The following is an 18,295-nucleotide window of genomic DNA, read 5'->3' on the forward strand; positions in this document are numbered from 1 at the left end:
AGCACGGTTGGACGACCGAACACGTGCGTGAACCTTGAACACCCCCCTGCTCATTTCAACAGCACATTGCACTGAAACAAAAAGGCAGGGTGAATCATCAAGCAATTCAGCTCACTTCACCTCGAGTGCGTGGCTTTCGCTGTGGCTGTTGTACTGAGGTGCGTACATCGATTCGATGCTCGCCATCCCAGTCTGATAGTTGCCGCGAAGCTGCACACGACAGCGAGATTCCAATACATAGGTGCCTTTCCTGAGGTAACCAATGAAGAAATGCTCGGCCGCGTCTCGGGTGCTTTGGTAATAACCCAGTGCATCTTGTCGCCGGTATTGAGACAACACATTAACGGGCTCGGTGCCGCTACCGCGATGGTCTCGCAAGTGCAAGAATTCCATGTCGCGATCACTGCGGATGATCAACCTGGAGACCAGCTCATCGCCTACTCGAACGGGTTCGTCGCCAATAGGACGCAGCACGGGTCCAGAATCCGTCGCACGGACGACAAACAGTTGCTTCTCGATTTGCAGAGGCGTTCCATCGTGCGGCGTGATGTTTTCGATGTTCTCAAAGTACTGCCAGTGGACTCCGCCCCAAGCGATGCCTGAGGTTGTCTTCTTGACCTGAATCAAACCCATTTCGGGGGTGATCTCATCCGCTGAGAAACGGTGCTGGTAGAAACCAGTGCCGGCTTCCACGTTACCCTTGGGGACTTCTTGCTGCCCCACCGCAATGTCGACGACTTCATCGGAAGCCAGTTTGTCCGTGCCTCGCAGCAGCAACGCGTACACCGCGTCGGCGGTGGATTTGGTGGTTTCCCAAGACTGAGTTTCTTTCTGACGCAGCAACCAAGCCTGGCAGAGTTCGACCCGCTGGAGATCGCCGGCGACTTCGTCGAGCACCTCGATCATCATCGCCTGCGTTTCAATCGGTGCTTGGTGCCACCACCAGCCTGAGTTGGCGTCATTCCAATGCATGCCCTGCTCATCGACCACCGAGCGCTCGATCAATGAAGCGACGATTTCCTTGGCCTCTTTGAGTCGGCCCAGTCGATGCAAAGCAATCGCGGCGTGCCCTTGGCTCATGCGACTGGACAAGGACAACCAGTGTTCTGCGAGTTGGTCGGTCCAGTAATCAACCGCTTCCTTGTGCTCCGGAGCGGTCGGTTGGTTCTTGTAGAAACTGCGACCGTACAACAGCATCGCCACCGTCGGTGAAACATGTGCCTTGTTGCGGTCCTCTGGCTCGATGCGTTCATAAAGTTTGGTCGCATAAGCGTCCAAGTGCGTGAGCGCTTTCATCGCCACCTGCATGTCAACATCGACACCCAAATGTTGCAGTCGACCGAATCCGGTGACAATCAGCATGGTGATGGTGTCGTTGGATGGACCACCATCGAACCAAGCGAAGCTGCCGTCTTCTTTTTGCAGTTCGATCAATCGCCGCGTCAGTCGATCGGCTTGATCGTTGACACGATTGGTGTCGAACAAAATCCCGACGTTGCGACGTGCTTCCGATTCGGACTTGGACTGCAGCACCCAAGGTGTTTCGGTGAGTGCGATCGACTTCAGTTCTTCGTTCTGTGCCAGGGGACTGTCCAGTGTCACTCGGCCAGCGACCTCGGGTTGGTTGCGCCATTGTTCAAACACGCGTTCGATTCGCGGGTCGGATGTGGCGATGTGCCGTGCGAGCAAGTTCGCATACAAGCGATGGAACGTTTGCTCGCTGCATTCATGGGGATACTCCATCAAGTACGGCAGTGCCATCACGGCGTACCAAGCCGGATTGGAAGTCATCTGAATGGTCAGCGATTCGCTCGACAGTGTGTCGCTGTTTCCTTCCAACAACTTCGGCAGTTTGAAGGTTTTCGTTTCGGCACCGTCGATTGGCAGTGAAATGGATTCGTGCACCAAGATGCGGCGGGTCAAAACCGGCAGATAACCTTCTTCGCCATCCGACAAACGACCGGTCGAACCAACGGCCTTGTAGACCAGGTACCCAATGCCATCGGGGACCTGGATTCGCCATGAGAATGTCTTGGACTGGCCGGCGGGGATTTCAAACGATTGCTTCGGCTGCGAGTTGCCGACTTGCTCATCGACGGACTCGCCGCTGGCTGCTGACGACAGGTTCAACGCCACCACGCCGGTTTGAGTTGCGGCGGATTGATTGCTGACTTTGACCGTCAGTTCAATCTCGTCACCTTCCCGCAACGTGCGTGGCGGATTGGGTTGGACCATCAAGTCTTTGCTGGTCACGGCAGTGCCCGAGATGGTTCCCGAGGAAAGGTTTGCACCGTGGGCGAATCCCAGCAACTGCCAACGAGTCAATGCTTCCGGCATGGTGAACTTCATCTTCACCCCCCCGTTCTCGTCCGCGATCAATTCGGGGAAGAAGAACGCGGTCTCGCTCAGGTTTTTGCGAGGCGGAATGCCCGACAAATCGATCTCGGGATCATTCGATTCGGGAGGTGTGCCGTCTGATTCCTCGCGTGATGCGACCTCGTTCTCTGCCGCGCTGACGCTGAGCATCGCACGCCCGGCACTCTTCCGCATGGGAGCTGATGCGGGCATCGCTCCATCGGCCATCATCATGTCCGATTCAGCGAAAGCCATTCCGCGTGCCATTGGCATGGGACGTCCGAAATGGTTGTTCAACTGCAGTTCGGAAACCCAATCGGGATAGCTCAGCTCACCGCTGGGGTAACCGCGGTGCGACCACATCACGACGGTCGACAAGTGTTGCCAGCCGTTGTTCAGGTGCGGGCTGCGTGTGCTTCGATCTCGATAGAAGACGTTGAAGCCAGTTGCGAAGCGATGTTTGGCAAACACGTCGAGCGAGGCGTCGTACAGCGTTGCCACCATTTCCATGATGGAATCCTGCTGGGCCTTGGTCGACTCATCCACCACCTTGGGTTCGATGACCGCTGTCCAAGTTTCTTCCGCACCGGGTTTGAGTTTGGAAACAAAACGTTCCCAGCGAATGGACCACTCTTTGTTCGTCCAAGGAACGTTGATGACTTGTTGATGCAGATGCAGACGGTTCTCGTGAACCATCATCACGCGGACGACAAAGCCACCTCGCATCGATTCATCGACCGCTTGGGTGATCTCGATTTGTGTCTTGTCGCCGGACGTCCAATATCGCTGCAAGATCTCGCCACGATGCTCGACTTCCACCAAGGCCTTGGCATCTTCGTAGCCGCTACCCCAAACCGCGGTGAACGTTTCGCCCGGTTCCCATTGCGATTGAGGCGTCACAAACAGGCTGGCGATTGGCAGACCGAGTTGATCCGCTTTGGGATTGATCACTCGCAAAGGCAACAAGGCCGAGACCGAGTTGCCCGCTGAATCGACCGCTGACAAGACCGCTCGGTAGTGTCCCTTGGGAAGCGAGACTTCCCAGGAGCCTTGGCCATTGGCATCGGTTTGCAAAGTCTTCGAAGATTGCAATTCATCCAGTGGCCACGAATTCGGATCCTCTGGACGAACTCGTTGCGCTTCGTCGTCCGCATCCACTGGCAACGGTTGATACGAGCCCCAACGCGGTTGCGGAACGACTTCGGGAGCCTTCAATGACCAGACCTCGATTTTGACCTCGGCGGCTTGGGCTTCGCCATCGAGTGACGTGGTGTGAACCTGAATGTCGACCGGCTCTTGTTCGGTCAGCCAATCGGGTTGAGCGACGCTCATTCGAGCCGACATGGTCGTGTAGCCCGCCGTGACCGTGCGTTTGTCCGATCGAGTTTCGCCGGTGGTGTCGACCACGTCGGCGGTGATCACGTAGCGGAAGGTGGGTTCGCTGTCTCGATCGACCGAGGCATCTGGCACGGCATCAAAGGACACGTCAAAGCGTCCCAGTTCATCCGTGGTTGTTTCGCCTTGCACGATCGTTTGCGGTTCGGCGGGAGGCGTCGGGATCCACCAGCATCGCCATCCCCACCAAATCGGATATTGGACTTGGCGAACGACGGTGTAGCGAACAGTCGCGTCGTTGATTGCCGCGCCAGTGTAAGCGGTAGCGCGGCCGGAGACTGTCACGGATTCTTCCAGTCGCACCGGATCCTTGGGAGCGTCCAAGGTCACTTCGAACTTCGGACGTTTGTACTCTTCCACACGAACGGTGGCGGAACCGCGAGGGAACTCGCGGACGATCAGTCGCATTTGGCCGGTCAGTCCCGAGGTCGGCAAATGGAAGCTGCCATGACAACTGCCGCGATCGTTGGTGACCAGATCCAACGTTTCGACCACTTGGTTGTTGGGGTCGAGCAACTGCACCTGCAACGATTTTTGGTTGTGGGTTTGGTACAGATTCTTTGACTGGTCGTAATTCGTCGCGATGGCTTTGAAGCGAATCGTTTGCCCCGGTCGATAAATCGCTCGGTCGGTGAAGAAAACGGTGCGGCCGCTGAGTTGATTCGACGTTCGTGCATGACGAATGGAATGATGCTGCTGGGATGGAAGACGATCCTTGCCGTTTTGAGCCAGCAACAACAAGTTGTTCAAGTTGGTTCCCTGCTCCGCTTTCATCTCGAAGTGACCGTTCTGGTCAGTCGTCAACGACGGCAGCGATCGGTATCGATAACCATTGTTGCGGCTGTTGCGTGGTTGGTTTTCGTTGGTCCAAGTCCAAATCTTCACCGTCGCTTGAGGGATCGGTTCGCCCGTCTTCGAATCCAACACGTGTCCTTCGAGCGTGCCTTGGTTCCAACGACCATCGGTGACGAGCGCCAGTTCGCTGACCCAAACCTGTTTGCCCGCCAGATAGTTCTCTTTCCAAACGAAGTCTTCATTGACACTGGCGATCAGCATGTAGCTTCCCTTTGCCAGATCCTTGGGGACCTCGATTCGATGAACTTTGGTTTTGAAATCGGCGGTTTCTTTCAAGTCGACCGACCACTGTTGCATGGCGGGTTCTTCGCCAAACTTCCTCAACCAGTCGTGCTCGTTGTTCTGAACCATTTGGCCTGAATTCAGCAGTTCGTCAAAGTTCAGCGAGACCAGTTTGAAGTGCACCTGGTTGATGTTCTTGTAGCTGATTTCGATTTCCGCTTGAGCGGACTCGGAGAGGGCCGGGTTCCAAACGCGTTCGGTCGCGATGTTGAGCTGTGGTGCTTCGATTTGTTGGATCAAAGCGGCACACTGCTGTCCGCCAAAGCTATCCGGATGGGCTGCTGCCGCGGCTTTCGCGATTTGATGAGCCCGAACGAACTCCTCTTTCCCCATCTCTTGTTGAGCCAGCTGGAAACTGGCACGGGCGCTGATGGGATGACTTTGGTTTTCACTCAGGAAACGCTGCATCGCGGCTAGCGACCGTTCTTCTTTTTCAGAACCCACCGCGTTCTGTTCTGCGAAACGCAAACGATTCCAGTTGGCATCGAGGAACGCGTCATTTTGTTCGTCCGCGTTGGATTGTCGGAAACGCACCCAATCCTGCATCAACTCGGTGGCTCGGCGAAGCGGCGATTCGAGGTCCGTTTCGGGGATCTCCCAGGCCAGGAAATCAGCAACCGGATCCAGGATCGGCGAGTTTGCTTCCAGTTCGAAACGCTCGATCGGTCCGCTGTAGATGGAGTGGGCGTCGACGAAGTGGTCGATGGCTTGGTTGACCACGAAATCATAGACCGTGGGGCGATATGACTCGGGAGCGTTGCCCTCGGTGATCAGTCGCTGGATCGATTCCAGGTCGGTCGCTTGCAGGGTCTCGGCGTCTTCCAAGGCTTCGTCAAACAGCGTGCTGGCGTGGCGGATGATTCGCTGAGCACTCCAGGTTTTCAGGTCTTCACCGGATTTGATGGGCGTCGAATCGTCTTCACGAGTTTCGATCTCGGTGCGGTTTCGGAACCGCCATTGGTTTTGTTGTTGATACGAATAGAACCAACTGGCCAGCACCGCCTGCAGGAGCGGTTTGCTGGCCACGGGAGCCGATTCCATGTCTTGTTGTAAGTGCAGGATGCGGTCTTCGGCGCCGCCTCCGTCGAGTTGCCCCCGCAGGGAGGCTCGCATCCCCATGGCCAGGATCGCGTCGTCATGGTCTTCTTCGGCGATGGCGGCGGGTACGATGGCGTCGTAGTGCTTGATCGCGGTCTTGGGCAGTCCTTTTTGCAACGCTTGCTGGGCCGCTTCGAATTGCTGTTTTCGCCACGAGGCATCTTGTTTTGGTTCGGCGGCCATAGAGAGTCTCAGGGGGAGATAGAGCATCCCGAGTAACAGACTCAAAACAACAAAGACGCAAGTCACGGTACGAAATTGCCGCATAGCGGATCACCTCAAGAAGCTGCAAAGAAAAGACACTGCCACTCAGGGTAACGATTGAACCAGCATGTTATTAGGCGGAAAGTTTTGGATCGTCGCGTGGTTCTTTTTGGCCGCTTTGGTGTACAGCAGCGCAGGCTTCGGCGGCGGGTCCACTTACACCGCATTGTTGGTACTCAACGACGTGGACCATCGCGTTCTGCCCATGCTTTCACTGGCTTGCAACTTGCTCGTCGTGTCAGGTGCATGCTTGCGTTTCGCGACCCAAAGGCAAATCCCGTGGTCACGCAGCATTCCCTTGGTTGTCGGCTCCATCCCTCTGGCTTGGGTCGGCGGATCAATCCCCCTGGACCGGGAAGTGTTTGTGCCGTTGCTAAGCGGAACGCTGATTGTCGCTGGCGTTTTGCTTTTGATTGGCCGGTCGAAAGAACGCAGCGACGAAACGTCATCGCGAGAGAACCAACCCGAGAAAGTTTCGCTAGCAAATCAAACCGGATCGAGCCGCATGAATTCTTGGTGGAGATCCGGTGTGATCTGGCAAGCGAGCCTTGGTGCCGGCTTGGGTTTGCTTGCTGGATTGGTCGGCATCGGAGGCGGCATTTTTTTGTCGCCCGTGCTGCATCTGACTCGCTGGAGTCACGCTCGTGACATCGCGGCGACCAGTTCGTTGTTCATCCTGGTCAACTCGGTGGCAGGATTGGTCGGCCAAACCAGCAAGCACGCATGGTCACTCAGCGAAATCGCGACGGAGTTTCAAACGCATGCTCCGTGGTGGCCTTGGTTGTTCGTCAGCGTTTTGATCGGCGGCCAGATTGGAAACCGAGCCGCCTCGAGTTGGCTGTCGCAACTGACACTCCGCCGAATCACCGCTGTGATTGTGCTGGCCGCGGGCATTCGCCTGGGCTGGATGTAGGCAAAAGTGGCATAGGCTTCCAGCCTGTGATTCCTGCTCACAGGCTGGAAGCCTATGCCACTTTAACCAACCAATTTTTGATGCGATGCGATCAGTTGATCGGCCGCGGAGTTGATTTCGGCGGTGGTGTTGAACCGACCGATGCCGAATCGAACACTGCGGCGGGCCTCGGACTCGGACAATCCCATCGCCAACAACACGTGACTTGGAAGAGCCTCGGTGCTGCTGCATGCCGACCCGCTGCTGAACGCCACGTCCGGAGTCGCCGCCATCCAGGATTCGCCTTCGATGTCTCGCAGTCGCACGTTGAGATTGCCCGGCAAACGAAGTGAAGTTTCCTCTCGCCAATCGATGCCATTGAGCTGCAAACCTTCGATCGCAGAACTCAAACGATCCCAAAGCGACTCTCGCAACTCAAGAATTCGCGACGTGTCACCATCCAGATCGTCAATCGCGATTCGCATCGCGGTCGCCATCGCGACAATGGTCGCAGGGTTGAGCGTTCCACCACGGAGCCCGCGTTGCTGGCCGCCGCCGATGATTTGGGGACGCAGTCGAACGCGACGATTGCCGTTGCCGACCACCAACAGGCCAGTGCTCTTGGGGCCATAGAACTTGTGCGCTGACGCAGATAGCAGATCAACGTCAGCCGAACGCATATCCACCGGCAAACGCCCGACCGCTTGAGTTGCGTCGCAGTGCAGCAGTGCACCCGCTTCATGCGTGATCTCCGCGATCGTTTTGATGGGCATGATGGAGCCAATTTCGTTGTTGGCCCACATGATCGAAACCAGTGCGGTGTGTTCGCCAATCGCTGCCCGCAACTGGTCCAAGTCAACTTGTCCGGCGAAGCGATGATCGTGCGGATGAACTCCGGCACGGACTATTTCAATGGGCTGGCCACCGGCGATGCTTTGCTTGGAAAGATCTTCAGCGACTTCCAAGACCGCCGGATGTTCGGTGTCGCACACGACCACTTGATGCCGTTTGCAACGCGGGTGCATCAGGACACCTCGCATCGCCAGGTTGATGCTTTCGGTGGCTCCCGATGTTACCACCAAATTTTCTCTGGGAGCGTTCAGGATCGCAGCCATTGAATCGATCGATTGTTCGATCGCTCGACGAACTTCGCGCCCAGCTTCGTGCGAATCACTGTGTGGGTTGCCAAAGTGCTGCGTCAGATAGGGCAACATCGCTTCCACGACACGAGGGTCGCAGGGCGTGGTGGCATGATGGTCGAGATAGATCATCGGGATTGCGATCTTGAAATCGTCAGCTAGCGAAGCTTTTTGCTGCTCGGCAACGACGCTTGTTGGACGACGGCCTGATCCAAAGTCGCTTGATTCACGATCGGAGAGCCTTCCAGCGCCGAGAACTCGGCGTACACCGGCAAGTAGCTGGAAACAGTTTGAGCTTCGGAAAGGCTGAGATTGTACACACGCAGGAAGTCGTAGACTCCACCGCGACCAATCGCTTCGGCGGTCGACTTGAAATCGAACACGATGTTTTCGGTTTGATGCCGCCCAAAGATATCCGTCGGTGTGCTGGACACCGCGGCGCGAACCGAGCGTCCCGCGATCGTCGGCAACAAGTACGCGTCATCCGCTTGAAACAATCCCATCATCAAGATGTCATCTTCACCGCGTCCGTCGTCCCGAATGGAATCAAACAGCTGGCCCAACAGAGCGACTTCGCCGGGAGCACGTCCCAAATCGATTCGCACGTTGGCAACCGTGAACGTCCACGCCCGCTCCGCACTGGGCTGAGCTGCACGGAACCACGCGACCAACGGGTCGTAAAGCATCTGCTGGTCAGGATCAGCAACGGTGTACGTCTGAGTTCGGTCCACACGAATGCGATCGGGACGAAACAGAATCACCATTTGCTCGCCACGTTCCGCCGGTCCAGTTGGCCCACCGAGAACGTAGTCGTAAACCGGGCCGCCACTGCCAAGCGAACTTTCGTTGATCGCATCGACCATTCGCGGCACGAGGTCTTGATGAACGGACGAAACCTGTTGCAACGCCACCATGTCGAACTGACGAACAACACGGATCAAGTTCATCCGGCAAATGTTGCTGGCCAGCTTCGTCGGACCAAATCCATCCAGTGACCACGAAGCGATGCGAAGGTTCTTGAACTGAGCAGGTCGCTTCGCGGAAATCTGTTCGGTCGGTGCGGAACCCTTGCCGTCATAGACCGGGTTGCCCCAAGCACGATCATTCGTGGAAGGCCCCGACCGCAGCAAGTCGCTGGGGCTGTAGATCACCGGGTCCGCTTCGATCGGATTGCCCGATTCGTCGACGGGCCAATCCAGAGATTCGCGAGCGTCGGTTGACGACGTGAATGTGAACGGGTCGTCGAGTTTCTCCCAAGCGAAGTCGGCCTTGGGTTTGATCGCGACTCCGTCCAATCCGTCGATGTTGTAATGCTTGAAGAAGTACCATCCCCCGCCGATCAACAACACGACGATCAAAGCCATTTGAATTGGATGGCCTTTCTCGGGTGCATCGGACATGACTGCCTCCGGGACAATTGGGGCGGATGTGGGGCGGAGAACGTTCTTCTGGGCGTGCTTTTAACGGTGGCAAATCGATTCCATCGGCCACCATCGTGTTGAATCGGCGCCCACATCGTTGCAGCCCAAAAAAAGGACACTGATCCCCCCCTCCCGCACAACCGGCAAACTTCCTGGGGTGCTGGTCGAGGCTTTGCCCGGAAACCTGGGTCAATCTTCGATCCCGAACGAGCCAAACCTCTTGTGAGCGGCTGACACTGTGCGATTGGCTCGTTATTCTGGTTGCTCTTCCCGTCCCAGCTTTTTCTATCAAGTGGTTGAAACGTTCCCGTGAGCGACATCATTCCCGTCGAAGTTCCCACCGTTGGCGAGTCGATCAGCGAAGTGCAAATCGGCAATTGGCTCAAACAAGAAGGCGACTGGGTCAAAAACGGCGAAGACCTCGTCGAAATTGAAACGGAAAAAGCTTCGGTGCAAATCCCCGCTCCCGCCAGCGGATACCTGCAGTCGATCACCAAACAGTCCGACGAATTCGCTGAAGTCGGCCAACAAATCGCCTCGATCCAAGTCGCGGAACAACCCGCCGACGGCGACGGCGGATCATCCAGCGGTGGCTCAGCTCCGGCCGCCAGCAACGCCGCATCGGCTCCTGCAGCACCGGCACCCGCCGCATCCAGCCCCGCCAAGGGTGGCGGTGGTTTTGTGATGCCCGCCGCTCAGCGTTTGCTCGACGAACACAAACTGGACTCCTCGCAAGTTCCCGCGACTGGTCCCGGGGGACGTTTGCTGAAAGAAGACGTGCTGGCGTACATCCGCAACGGAGCCTCCCGGCCTGCACCCGCGGCACCGCCGGCTGCTCCTGCCGCGCCCGCAGCACCGGCCCAGCCCATGTCTTCACCGGAAACCGCTTCGTTGATGACCAGCGGTGGCTACCGATCCGAAGAAGTCAAACCGATGAGCATGCTGCGTCGCACCATCGCGTCGCGACTCGTCCAAGCCCAACAAACCGCGGCGTTGCTGACCACATTCAACGAGATCAACATGGCACCTGTCATGGCGATCCGCAGCAAATACAAAGACGCGTTCGCCAAGAAGCACGGCGTCAAACTTGGCTTCATGTCGTTCTTTGCCAAGGCCACCGTCGAAGCCCTGCGTCGTTACCCCGCCGTCAACGCGGAAATCCGTGGCGACTCGATGGTCTATCGCAACTACCAAGACATCGGCATTGCAATTGGCGGTGGCAAAGGCTTGGTCGTTCCTGTTCTTCGCAACGTCGAACGCATGTCGTTTGCCGAAGTCGAAGGCAGCATCGCCGAGTACGCTCGTCTGGCCGGCGAAAACAGACTGCAACCCAGCGATTTAATGGGCGGCACGTTCACGATCAGCAACGGTGGCATCTACGGATCGCTGCTCAGCACACCGATCGTCAATCCGCCACAAAGCGGGATTTTAGGACTGCACTCGATCCAAGAACGTCCCGTCGCGGAAGACGGTCAAGTCGTCATCCGTCCGATGATGTACGTGGCGTTGACCTACGATCACCGCATCGTCGACGGTCGCGAAGCGGTTGGATTCTTGGTCGCGATCAAAGAAACGATCGAAGACCCAGCCCGATTGTTCCTGGAAGTCTGATCAGGCGACGTCCCGTGGGACGCCGTTTTGATGAACGACGCCGCGAAACTCGGCAAGAGTTTCGCGATCGTTGTGATGAGATCGTCGTGATGAGATCGTCGGTTTTGTCGACTGTGCTTGGGGTTGAAGCAACCGGGCCCAACGGCCGTCGGCTCACTGCTTCAGTCGTTTGACGACTTCGGTGTGACCATTGCTGCTGGCGAAATCGATTGCGGTTTCCCCGTCGATGTCCGCCTTCGTCGGATCGGCTCCCGCGTCGAGCAAGAGCTCCACCACTTCCATCTGCCCTTCCGCAGCGGCAAACATCAGCGGTGAAAAGTGTTCTTCGCTGTCGACCAAGTCCACCGCCGCGCCGGCGTCCAGCAACAGCTTGACGGTTTCGGCATTGTCAGCGGTGGAGGCATACATCAGCGCCGTGCGACCAAACGAGTCGCGATGATCGACTTCAACTTCTTGCGATAAAAACCATTCGACCACTGGAGTGTGACCGTCAAAGGCAGCCATCTGCATCGCGGTGCGTTGATTGTCATCCGTGGACGAAACTTCCACGCCCTGCCCGGCCAGTCGCTTCACGCCCGCCAAGTCTCCGATCATCGCAGCCTGACGAAACTTGTCTTCGGGCGACGTCTCAGGCAGCGGCACATCTTCGGACGTGGCCATTCCGTCGGGAGCCTGAGGTGCCAGCACATCTTCCCGTTCTCGACGCGGAAAATCCTCGGGCGAAAGACGCTTGGATTCGCATCCGGTATATCCAGCGATAGATACCAGAATCGAGAGGCCAAGAATTGTGGACGAACGAACGGGAACGCGACGCGTCCGAGGCAGATTGTTTTGCATGAGCCCTAACATACTCGCCGCAAGTCAGACCGGCCAAGCTCACACACTGAATTGACGCAACAACGCCAGCGGTGCACCAATCGAAATCACATGCACCTCGCCGGTGAAACGATCCGCATCTCGCTTCGCGAAACCAATCTTTGGGGCGGCGAAGGTCAGCGTGTGATCAGCTTGAAAAGTTGGTTCGCCTGTTTCTCCCGTGTCGCCACTCATCCCCGTCGGAATATCCAAAGCGATCCGCCGCACCGAACTTGCGTTGGCCGCTTCCACCACATCAACGTAGCGACCACGCAGCGGCGGTTTAGCTCCAGTACCTAACAAGCCATCGACGATGATGTCCGCGATTGGCAAACATTCTTTCGCAGGCGCCTCACCAAGAACCTGAATCTCGATCCCCGCCGCTTTCGTGATGTTGGCTTGGATCAACGCGTCACCCTGCAACTCGTCCGTCGGTGCCATCGCCAGGATTGTCACTTCGCGTCCAGCCAACTGCAGATGCCGAGCGATTGCGAACCCGTCGCCTCCGTTGTTGCCTTTGCCGCACAAAATCAGCACGCTGCCTTCGGGTGCGATTTGGTCCATGCATTCCGCCGCCCCACGCCCTGCGTTTTCCATCAACACAATCCCGGGCATTTGAAACTGATCCATCGCCATCCGATCAATTTCACGAACACGCTGGCAAGTCATGGGTGGCAGCTGCAAAATCGGTTTCATGATCGCTTCCTTTGAAGGACAAAAATTGGCTTCTTCGACCATTCCCAGTGGTGTGAACGTCTTCCGTGAGAAACAATGGGAACGTGGGCGGCGTGCCCGCAGTTTGTTGCTGAATTGTGTTGCTCTCGGATACCGAAGATGCCCCTGTACGAATACGAATGCAAGTCGTGTGATGACGTGATCGAAATTTTGGTTCGATCACCCGGTGAAGAAGTGGCCTGCCCGAAGTGCAGCAGTGCTGAGTTGACACGTGTCCTCAGCGTCACGGCTGCTCCCTCGATGAGCGGCGGCGGATCGAGTTTGCCAATGGCGGGCGGCGGCGAAGCATGTGGTGCCCCGCGATGCTGCGGCGGCGGTTGCCAGATGTAGCTCGCTTTGGCGACAGCCATTTTCGCAAGCTCATCGAATTCTCAAACGGGGCGTGGAATCGTTTGCAATCCACGCCCCCACCCGACGCTTTCTATTGACGCCTCGCGTCGATGCTTCGCTCCCCGAGGCATCAGCGACGGCGTTTCATCCCGCCAGGAGAATCTCATGAGCCGCTTTCTTGACGTGCGCGCGTATGCACTGACCGCCGTGTTTCTCTCGGTCGGCTTGGCCTCGCTCGCCGATGTTCGTGAAGCCGATGCGAAGGAAGATCGAGAAACGATCGTTCGTAACGACCGTGAACGCGTTTTAGCGACTGGCTACTGGATCTACAACGATCTAGACGCCGCGTACGAACAAGCCCGCCAGTCCGGCAAACCGATCCTGGTTGTCCTCCGCTGTCTGCCCTGTGAAGAGTGCGTCAAGCTCGACGACGACTTGGTCGAAAGCGATCCTGAACTGAAGCGACTGCTCGACCAATACGTCCGAGTCCGCGTGGTCGGCACCAATGGATTGGACCTCGATGTCTTCCAGTACGACACCGACCAGTCTTTCGCGGTTTTCATGCTGAACGCTGACAAGACCGTTTACGGACGCTTTGGCACTCGCTCACACCGCACCGAGTGGCTCGGCGATGTCTCGCTGGAAGGAATGGCAGCAGCACTTCGAGAAAGCCTGAAACTGCACGAAGCCTATCCCGCGAATCGCGAATCACTGGCGGGCAAGACTGGCGACCCGTTGGAGTTCGCTTCTCCGGAAAAGTACCCGACGTTGACGGACCGTCCCGATCATCTCGACTATGCCGGCCAAGTCGCGAAAAGCTGCATTCATTGCCATCAGATCGGCGAAGCCCGGCGTGATTACTACTGGCAAAAAGGACAATCGATTCCGGAAGAAGTCTTGCATCCTTACCCTCACCCCAAATCCATTGGGTTGGTACTCGATGCAAGGTACCCGGCTCGTGTGAAGAGCGTCGCGAAGGGCTCGGCAGCCGCGAAAGCGGGCTTTCAAGTCGGCGATGACTTGCTGAGCATCGAATCGCAGCCGTTGGTTTCCATGGCGGATGCGCAGTGGGCCCTCAACCAAATTCCTGCCAAGGGTGCCGAAGTTGAGATCAAAACCAGACGCGCAGAAGGCGCTCAAACGCTCACATTGTCGTTGCCCGATGGCTGGCGACGATGGGACGATCCGTCTTGGCGAGTATCGTCGTGGATGATGCGACGGATCGCCTGTGGGGGAATGCGTTTACTACCTCTGGACGAAAGTGAGCGACAGAAACTAAAGTTGCAATCGCCGATGGCACTCCGAGTTGCCAACGTCGGCAAGTATGGACTCCACGCAACCGCTCACAAAGCCGGCGTTCGCGTTGACGACATCTTGATCGAGTACGACGGCCAATCGGATTTGATTCGTGAAGCTGACATCTTCGATCACGTGAATGAACAACATCGCCCGGGCGACCGAGTTCAGATGAAGTTCCTTCGCAACGGCCGCCCTCGGACGGTTGAAATCCCAATTCAGAAGTAATCCCGACAGAATTCATCGGGTCTGCAATCTGCCCCGCGGCACGGACGCCGCTTTTTTCATTTTCTCCGATTCGTCTTGATCTCAATGCGTGTTTCCCGGTAATTCCTACCGTGGAGAAACGCAGTATGAATCATTCTAAAGACCACGCTTCCGGCGTCGAAATTCCGAAGGGCTCTGATCAAACCCCCGAGGTCTTCGTGACCAATTTCCATCGCCGATTCACGGGCGTCTCTGCGACGGCCAATGCGGTGGTCTCAGGCCAAAAGTCTCGGCTGAATCTGTGCTTGGTCGGTGACCCTCTCCCGGATGCACCCGAACCGCTCAGCTATCAGAAAGCGCTTCGCTCCAGCTACCAACGGCCAGCGAATCGGCCCTTTTCGATCTGGCACGTCCGCCGCAACATGGAAATGAGCGCGGCCATCTTCGCTCGCGATGTCCTGCGGCTCCCCATTCGAATCGTGTTCACTTCGGCTGCCATTCGCCGTCACTCCGCGTTTCCGCGAGCCCTGATTTCGCGAATGGACGCGGTCGTTGCGACCACGGAAACAGCCGGATCCTTTGTCCCGAACTTGGCCTCCGTCGTTCCGCACGGCGTCGACACCCAAAAATTCACTCCCGCCGATGATCGCATCGCAGCTTGGCAAGCCACGGGTCTGCCCGGCAAACACGGCATCGGCATCGTCGGGCGAGTGCGAGCCGAAAAAGGAACGGACCTGTTCGTCGAATCAATGTGCGAACTGCTGCCCCAAAATCCAGACTTCACCGCCGTCGTGATCGGACGAGCCAAACCAGAAGACTCGACATTTGAGAAAGCGTTGAATGCCAAAATCGACGCTTGCGGGCTGACCGACCGCATCGTGTTTGTCGGCGAAGTCCCCAGTCACGAACTGCCAACTTGGATGCGAAGTTTGTCGTTGCTCGTCGCACCCGCCCGCTACGAAGGTTACGGCATGACGCCACTCGAAGCGCTCTCTAGTGGCGTTCCCGTCGTCGCGGCTGATACCGGCGTGTATGCCTCTGTGATCGAAGAAGGCGTGACCGGACATGTGGTGCCGATTGGCGATCGAGCGGGACTTCAACAAGCCATCCAAGCCATGATTCAGGATCCGAGCAAGCTTGAAACCGCTGGCCAGCTTGGCCGAACATTCGCGATGAACTCACTCAGTTTGAACAACGAAGTGGATGGCTACCAACAAGTCTACGACCGGCTTTGGGAAGGCGAATCCTTCCGAGCTCGTCGCGCCGCCTGAAGATTGCCGCTTGACTTTGGGCTCCCACCGCTGGTACTCCCGAAAAATCTCCGTCGAAAATGCCGACTGGACCACCCCGCCAAACTTTCACCCTGACGTCGCGTCATGGTTGAACGAGGACAGAACGAATGCCCAAGAAAACAATCGGACAACGAATCGCTCAGCTCTTTCGCAAGCCTTGGAAGACGCTCACCAACTCTCGTTACCGTGAATTTCGACGGGCGTACAACCAATTCCGAAGCGACGGGATCCCGACCAAGCGATACGAGTTTGATGACCTCGGATCCAAATCCATCGTCTTGGACCTAGGCGGTTTTCGCGGCGAGTGGGCCGATGACATTCACGCTCGCTACGGCTCAACCGTGCATGTCTTTGAACCGCACCCGCGATTCGCATCCGAACTGCAATCCAAATACGCCGACCACCCATCCATTCATGTGCACGAGGTCGCACTGAGCAGTTCCGACGGAGAGCTGATTCTGTCCGATACCGGCGACGCCTCCTCCGCGATTCGCGAAGGAGAAAAGTCGATCAATGGTCGCCGAGTCGAAACCGGTGCGTACTTGCAGTCGATCGGTGTCGATCACGCGGATCTGATGAAGGTGAACATCGAGGGAGGCGAATACGATATCCTGCCTCACCTCGCCAGCCTCGGATGGCTGGAACGGATCGAAACCATCCAGGTCCAATTCCATGACCTCTGCGAATCCAGCGACGACGATCGCGAAAGCATCCGCCGAGACCTCGCGCAGTCACATGGCGAAGATTGGTGCTACCCATTCGTTTGGGAACAATGGTCCAAACCCGCCGACGTGATCCGGATGCCCAAACGCGCCGCCTGAACCGGCATCTTCTCAACGAGGAACGATGGTTCGGCTTCATGGACGCGGTGGAAACCGATGACCGTTCGCAGTCGAACCTCCTGTTGAGCCTCAAGAGCCATGATGAGACAAGCCCAGTGGACACCTGCCCCAGCAAGGCTGCTCGGCCTTCCGTTTCTTTGCCTGGCAGTTCTGTCACCGACATTGGCGAAAGACGGCCCAGCCAAATCGCCCCCGCAGTTCGATCCGGTTGTTCGTGAGATCGAAGGCTGGAAGGTACACATCGAACCGGTTCTCCTGGGTGAGAGCACCTCCCAGAACGATCACCGGTCGCTGACGATGCTTGCCAACCATCTGCAGCGTATCCAGATTCTGCTCCATCCAACCGCACTTGCGAAATTGCAGCAGGTTGAGATTTGGATCGAAGAAGAACACCCCAGCTTGGCAGCCATGCAATATCACCCCAGCCGCGGATGGTTGCTGGCCAACGGGCACGATGAGCGACTGGCGAAGAAGGTTCATATCCCACGAGCGGATCAGTTGCTATCAAAGGTGCAGATGTTGAAGCATCCCGCGGTGATTCTGCACGAACTGGCGCATGCCTACCACGATCAATTCTTGAGCTTTGGTCAACCAGAGATCATCGCCGCGTTTGAAGAAGCCAAAGCCGCGAAGCGATACGAAGACGTGTTGCTATACACCGGCCAAACCGTCCGTCATTACGGACTGAGCAACCACAAGGAGTACTTCGCGGAAGGCACCGAGGCATACTTCTATCGCAACGACTTCTTCCCCTTCGTGCGAGCCGAACTCAAGCAACACGACCGAGCGCTCCACGATCTCCTCGCCCGACTCTGGGGCGAACGCAAAAGCAAGTAAGGGCAAAGAGTTCACTGAGAACGGGATGGAGCTGAACCGCGGTGCATGAGGGACAGAAAAATCAGCTCTGTGTCCTCGGTGATCTCTGTGGCTAAACCCATTGACCGAACACTGGGACGGTCCGGCTACTTCACCCATGCTCATCCACGACGGCACCGTCCGGGGCGATACTGTGATCGCCAACAACGGTCTCGGGGCTCCCACCCCGAGCTACTCACGTGGACTCCTCCGGAGCCAATTGGTTGTCAGCCACAGAGAGCACAGAGTTCACTGAGAACAGGATGGAGCTGAACCGTGGTGCATGAGGGACAGAAAAATCAGCTCTGTGTCCTCAGTGATCTCTGTGGCGAAACCCATTGACCGAACACTGCGATGGTCCGGCTACTTCACCCATGCTCATCCACGACGGCCCCGTCCGGGGCGATACTGTGATCGCCACCAACGGTCTCGGGGCTCCCACCCCAAGCTACTCACGTGGACTCCTCCGGAGCCAATTGGTTGTCAGCCACAGAGAGCACAGAGTTCACTGAGAACAGGATGGAGCTGAACCGTGGTGCATGAGGGACAGAAAAATCAGCTCTGTGTCCTC

12 protein-coding genes are annotated in these 18,295 nt (G+C 57.1%); 7 read left to right on the forward strand and 5 right to left on the reverse strand.

The features are described from left to right. Window positions 1-111: 111 nt before the first annotated feature. Entirely contained in the window at window positions 112-6,168 is a 6,057-nt protein-coding gene (locus CEE69_RS02665) for an alpha-2-macroglobulin family protein (protein ID WP_199169773.1), read from the reverse strand. A 148-nt stretch (window positions 6,169-6,316) separates the two neighbouring features. Between CEE69_RS02665 and CEE69_RS02670 the strand changes: the two genes are divergently transcribed. Further along, the gene (locus CEE69_RS02670) at window positions 6,317-7,162 is read left to right on the forward strand and encodes a sulfite exporter TauE/SafE family protein (RefSeq protein ID WP_099259122.1); all 846 of its coding nucleotides are present in this window, start codon (window positions 6,317-6,319) and stop codon (window positions 7,160-7,162) included. A gap of 62 nt (window positions 7,163-7,224) precedes the next feature. Here the strand turns inward: CEE69_RS02670 and CEE69_RS02675 are convergent, their stop codons facing one another. Both CEE69_RS02675 and CEE69_RS02680 read right to left on the reverse strand, forming a co-directional pair. Next, entirely contained in the window at window positions 7,225-8,412 is a 1,188-nt protein-coding gene (locus CEE69_RS02675; RefSeq protein ID WP_099259124.1) for a cysteine desulfurase family protein, read from the reverse strand. A gap of 26 nt (window positions 8,413-8,438) precedes the next feature. Continuing rightward, the gene (locus CEE69_RS02680; RefSeq protein WP_099259126.1) at window positions 8,439-9,680 is read right to left on the reverse strand and encodes an exonuclease/endonuclease/phosphatase family protein; all 1,242 of its coding nucleotides are present in this window, start codon (window positions 9,678-9,680) and stop codon (window positions 8,439-8,441) included. 330 nt (window positions 9,681-10,010) lie between these two features. Here CEE69_RS02680 and odhB point away from each other — a divergent pair, with 330 nt between their 5' ends. Beyond that, entirely contained in the window at window positions 10,011-11,312 is a 1,302-nt protein-coding gene (gene odhB, locus CEE69_RS02690) for a 2-oxoglutarate dehydrogenase complex dihydrolipoyllysine-residue succinyltransferase (protein ID WP_099259128.1), read from the forward strand. Between the two features lie 153 nt (window positions 11,313-11,465). Here odhB and CEE69_RS02695 read toward each other — a convergent pair whose 3' ends face one another. Beyond that, complete coding sequence (locus CEE69_RS02695; protein WP_099259129.1) at window positions 11,466-12,149, reverse strand: ankyrin repeat domain-containing protein; 684 nt, start codon at window positions 12,147-12,149, stop codon at window positions 11,466-11,468. Between the two features lie 39 nt (window positions 12,150-12,188). Then, a complete protein-coding gene (locus tag CEE69_RS02700) occupies window positions 12,189-12,905 on the reverse strand; it encodes an NAD(P)H-hydrate epimerase (protein WP_099259131.1) in 717 nt (238 codons plus the stop codon). A gap of 96 nt (window positions 12,906-13,001) precedes the next feature. Here CEE69_RS02700 and CEE69_RS02705 point away from each other — a divergent pair, with 96 nt between their 5' ends. The 5 genes from CEE69_RS02705 to CEE69_RS02725 all read left to right on the forward strand — a co-directional run bounded on the left by CEE69_RS02705 (window position 13,002) and on the right by CEE69_RS02725 (window position 17,706). Further along, on the forward strand, window positions 13,002-13,232 hold the full coding sequence (locus CEE69_RS02705; RefSeq protein ID WP_099259133.1) for an FmdB family zinc ribbon protein: 231 nt from the start codon (window positions 13,002-13,004) through the stop codon (window positions 13,230-13,232). Between the two features lie 165 nt (window positions 13,233-13,397). After that, window positions 13,398-14,756: a Trx7/PDZ domain-containing (seleno)protein gene (locus tag CEE69_RS02710; protein WP_099259135.1), complete on the forward strand. Its 1,359-nt coding sequence runs from the start codon at window positions 13,398-13,400 to the stop codon at window positions 14,754-14,756. Between the two features lie 125 nt (window positions 14,757-14,881). Beyond that, window positions 14,882-16,006 (forward strand): glycosyltransferase family 4 protein, encoded by a 1,125-nt coding sequence (locus CEE69_RS02715; RefSeq protein WP_099259137.1) that lies wholly within the window; start codon window positions 14,882-14,884, stop codon window positions 16,004-16,006. Between the two features lie 128 nt (window positions 16,007-16,134). Further along, window positions 16,135-16,848 (forward strand): FkbM family methyltransferase, encoded by a 714-nt coding sequence (locus tag CEE69_RS02720; protein WP_099259138.1) that lies wholly within the window; start codon window positions 16,135-16,137, stop codon window positions 16,846-16,848. A 99-nt stretch (window positions 16,849-16,947) separates the two neighbouring features. After that, complete coding sequence (locus CEE69_RS02725; protein WP_099259140.1) at window positions 16,948-17,706, forward strand: metallopeptidase; 759 nt, start codon at window positions 16,948-16,950, stop codon at window positions 17,704-17,706. Window positions 17,707-18,295: the final 589 nt, after the last annotated feature.

It is taken from the genome of Rhodopirellula bahusiensis, assembly GCF_002727185.1.
Lineage (GTDB): Bacteria > Planctomycetota > Planctomycetia > Pirellulales > Pirellulaceae > Rhodopirellula > Rhodopirellula bahusiensis.

Excerpts from the sequence above, each read along its gene's own strand:
- CEE69_RS02665 (WP_199169773.1), bottom strand. The coding sequence starts at position 6,168 with ATGGCCGCCGAACCAAAACAAGATGCCTCGTGGCGAAAACAGCAATTC.
- CEE69_RS02670 (WP_099259122.1), top strand. The coding sequence starts at position 6,317 with ATGTTATTAGGCGGAAAGTTTTGGATCGTCGCGTGGTTCTTTTTGGCC.
- CEE69_RS02675 (WP_099259124.1), bottom strand. The coding sequence starts at position 8,412 with ATGATCTATCTCGACCATCATGCCACCACGCCCTGCGACCCTCGTGTC.
- CEE69_RS02680 (WP_099259126.1), bottom strand. The coding sequence starts at position 9,680 with ATGTCCGATGCACCCGAGAAAGGCCATCCAATTCAAATGGCTTTGATC.
- CEE69_RS02695 (WP_099259129.1), bottom strand. The coding sequence starts at position 12,149 with ATGCAAAACAATCTGCCTCGGACGCGTCGCGTTCCCGTTCGTTCGTCC.
- CEE69_RS02700 (WP_099259131.1), bottom strand. The coding sequence starts at position 12,905 with ATGGTCGAAGAAGCCAATTTTTGTCCTTCAAAGGAAGCGATCATGAAA.
- CEE69_RS02705 (WP_099259133.1), top strand. The coding sequence starts at position 13,002 with ATGCCCCTGTACGAATACGAATGCAAGTCGTGTGATGACGTGATCGAA.
- CEE69_RS02710 (WP_099259135.1), top strand. The coding sequence starts at position 13,398 with ATGAGCCGCTTTCTTGACGTGCGCGCGTATGCACTGACCGCCGTGTTT.
- CEE69_RS02715 (WP_099259137.1), top strand. The coding sequence starts at position 14,882 with ATGAATCATTCTAAAGACCACGCTTCCGGCGTCGAAATTCCGAAGGGC.
- CEE69_RS02720 (WP_099259138.1), top strand. The coding sequence starts at position 16,135 with ATGCCCAAGAAAACAATCGGACAACGAATCGCTCAGCTCTTTCGCAAG.
- CEE69_RS02725 (WP_099259140.1), top strand. The coding sequence starts at position 16,948 with ATGATGAGACAAGCCCAGTGGACACCTGCCCCAGCAAGGCTGCTCGGC.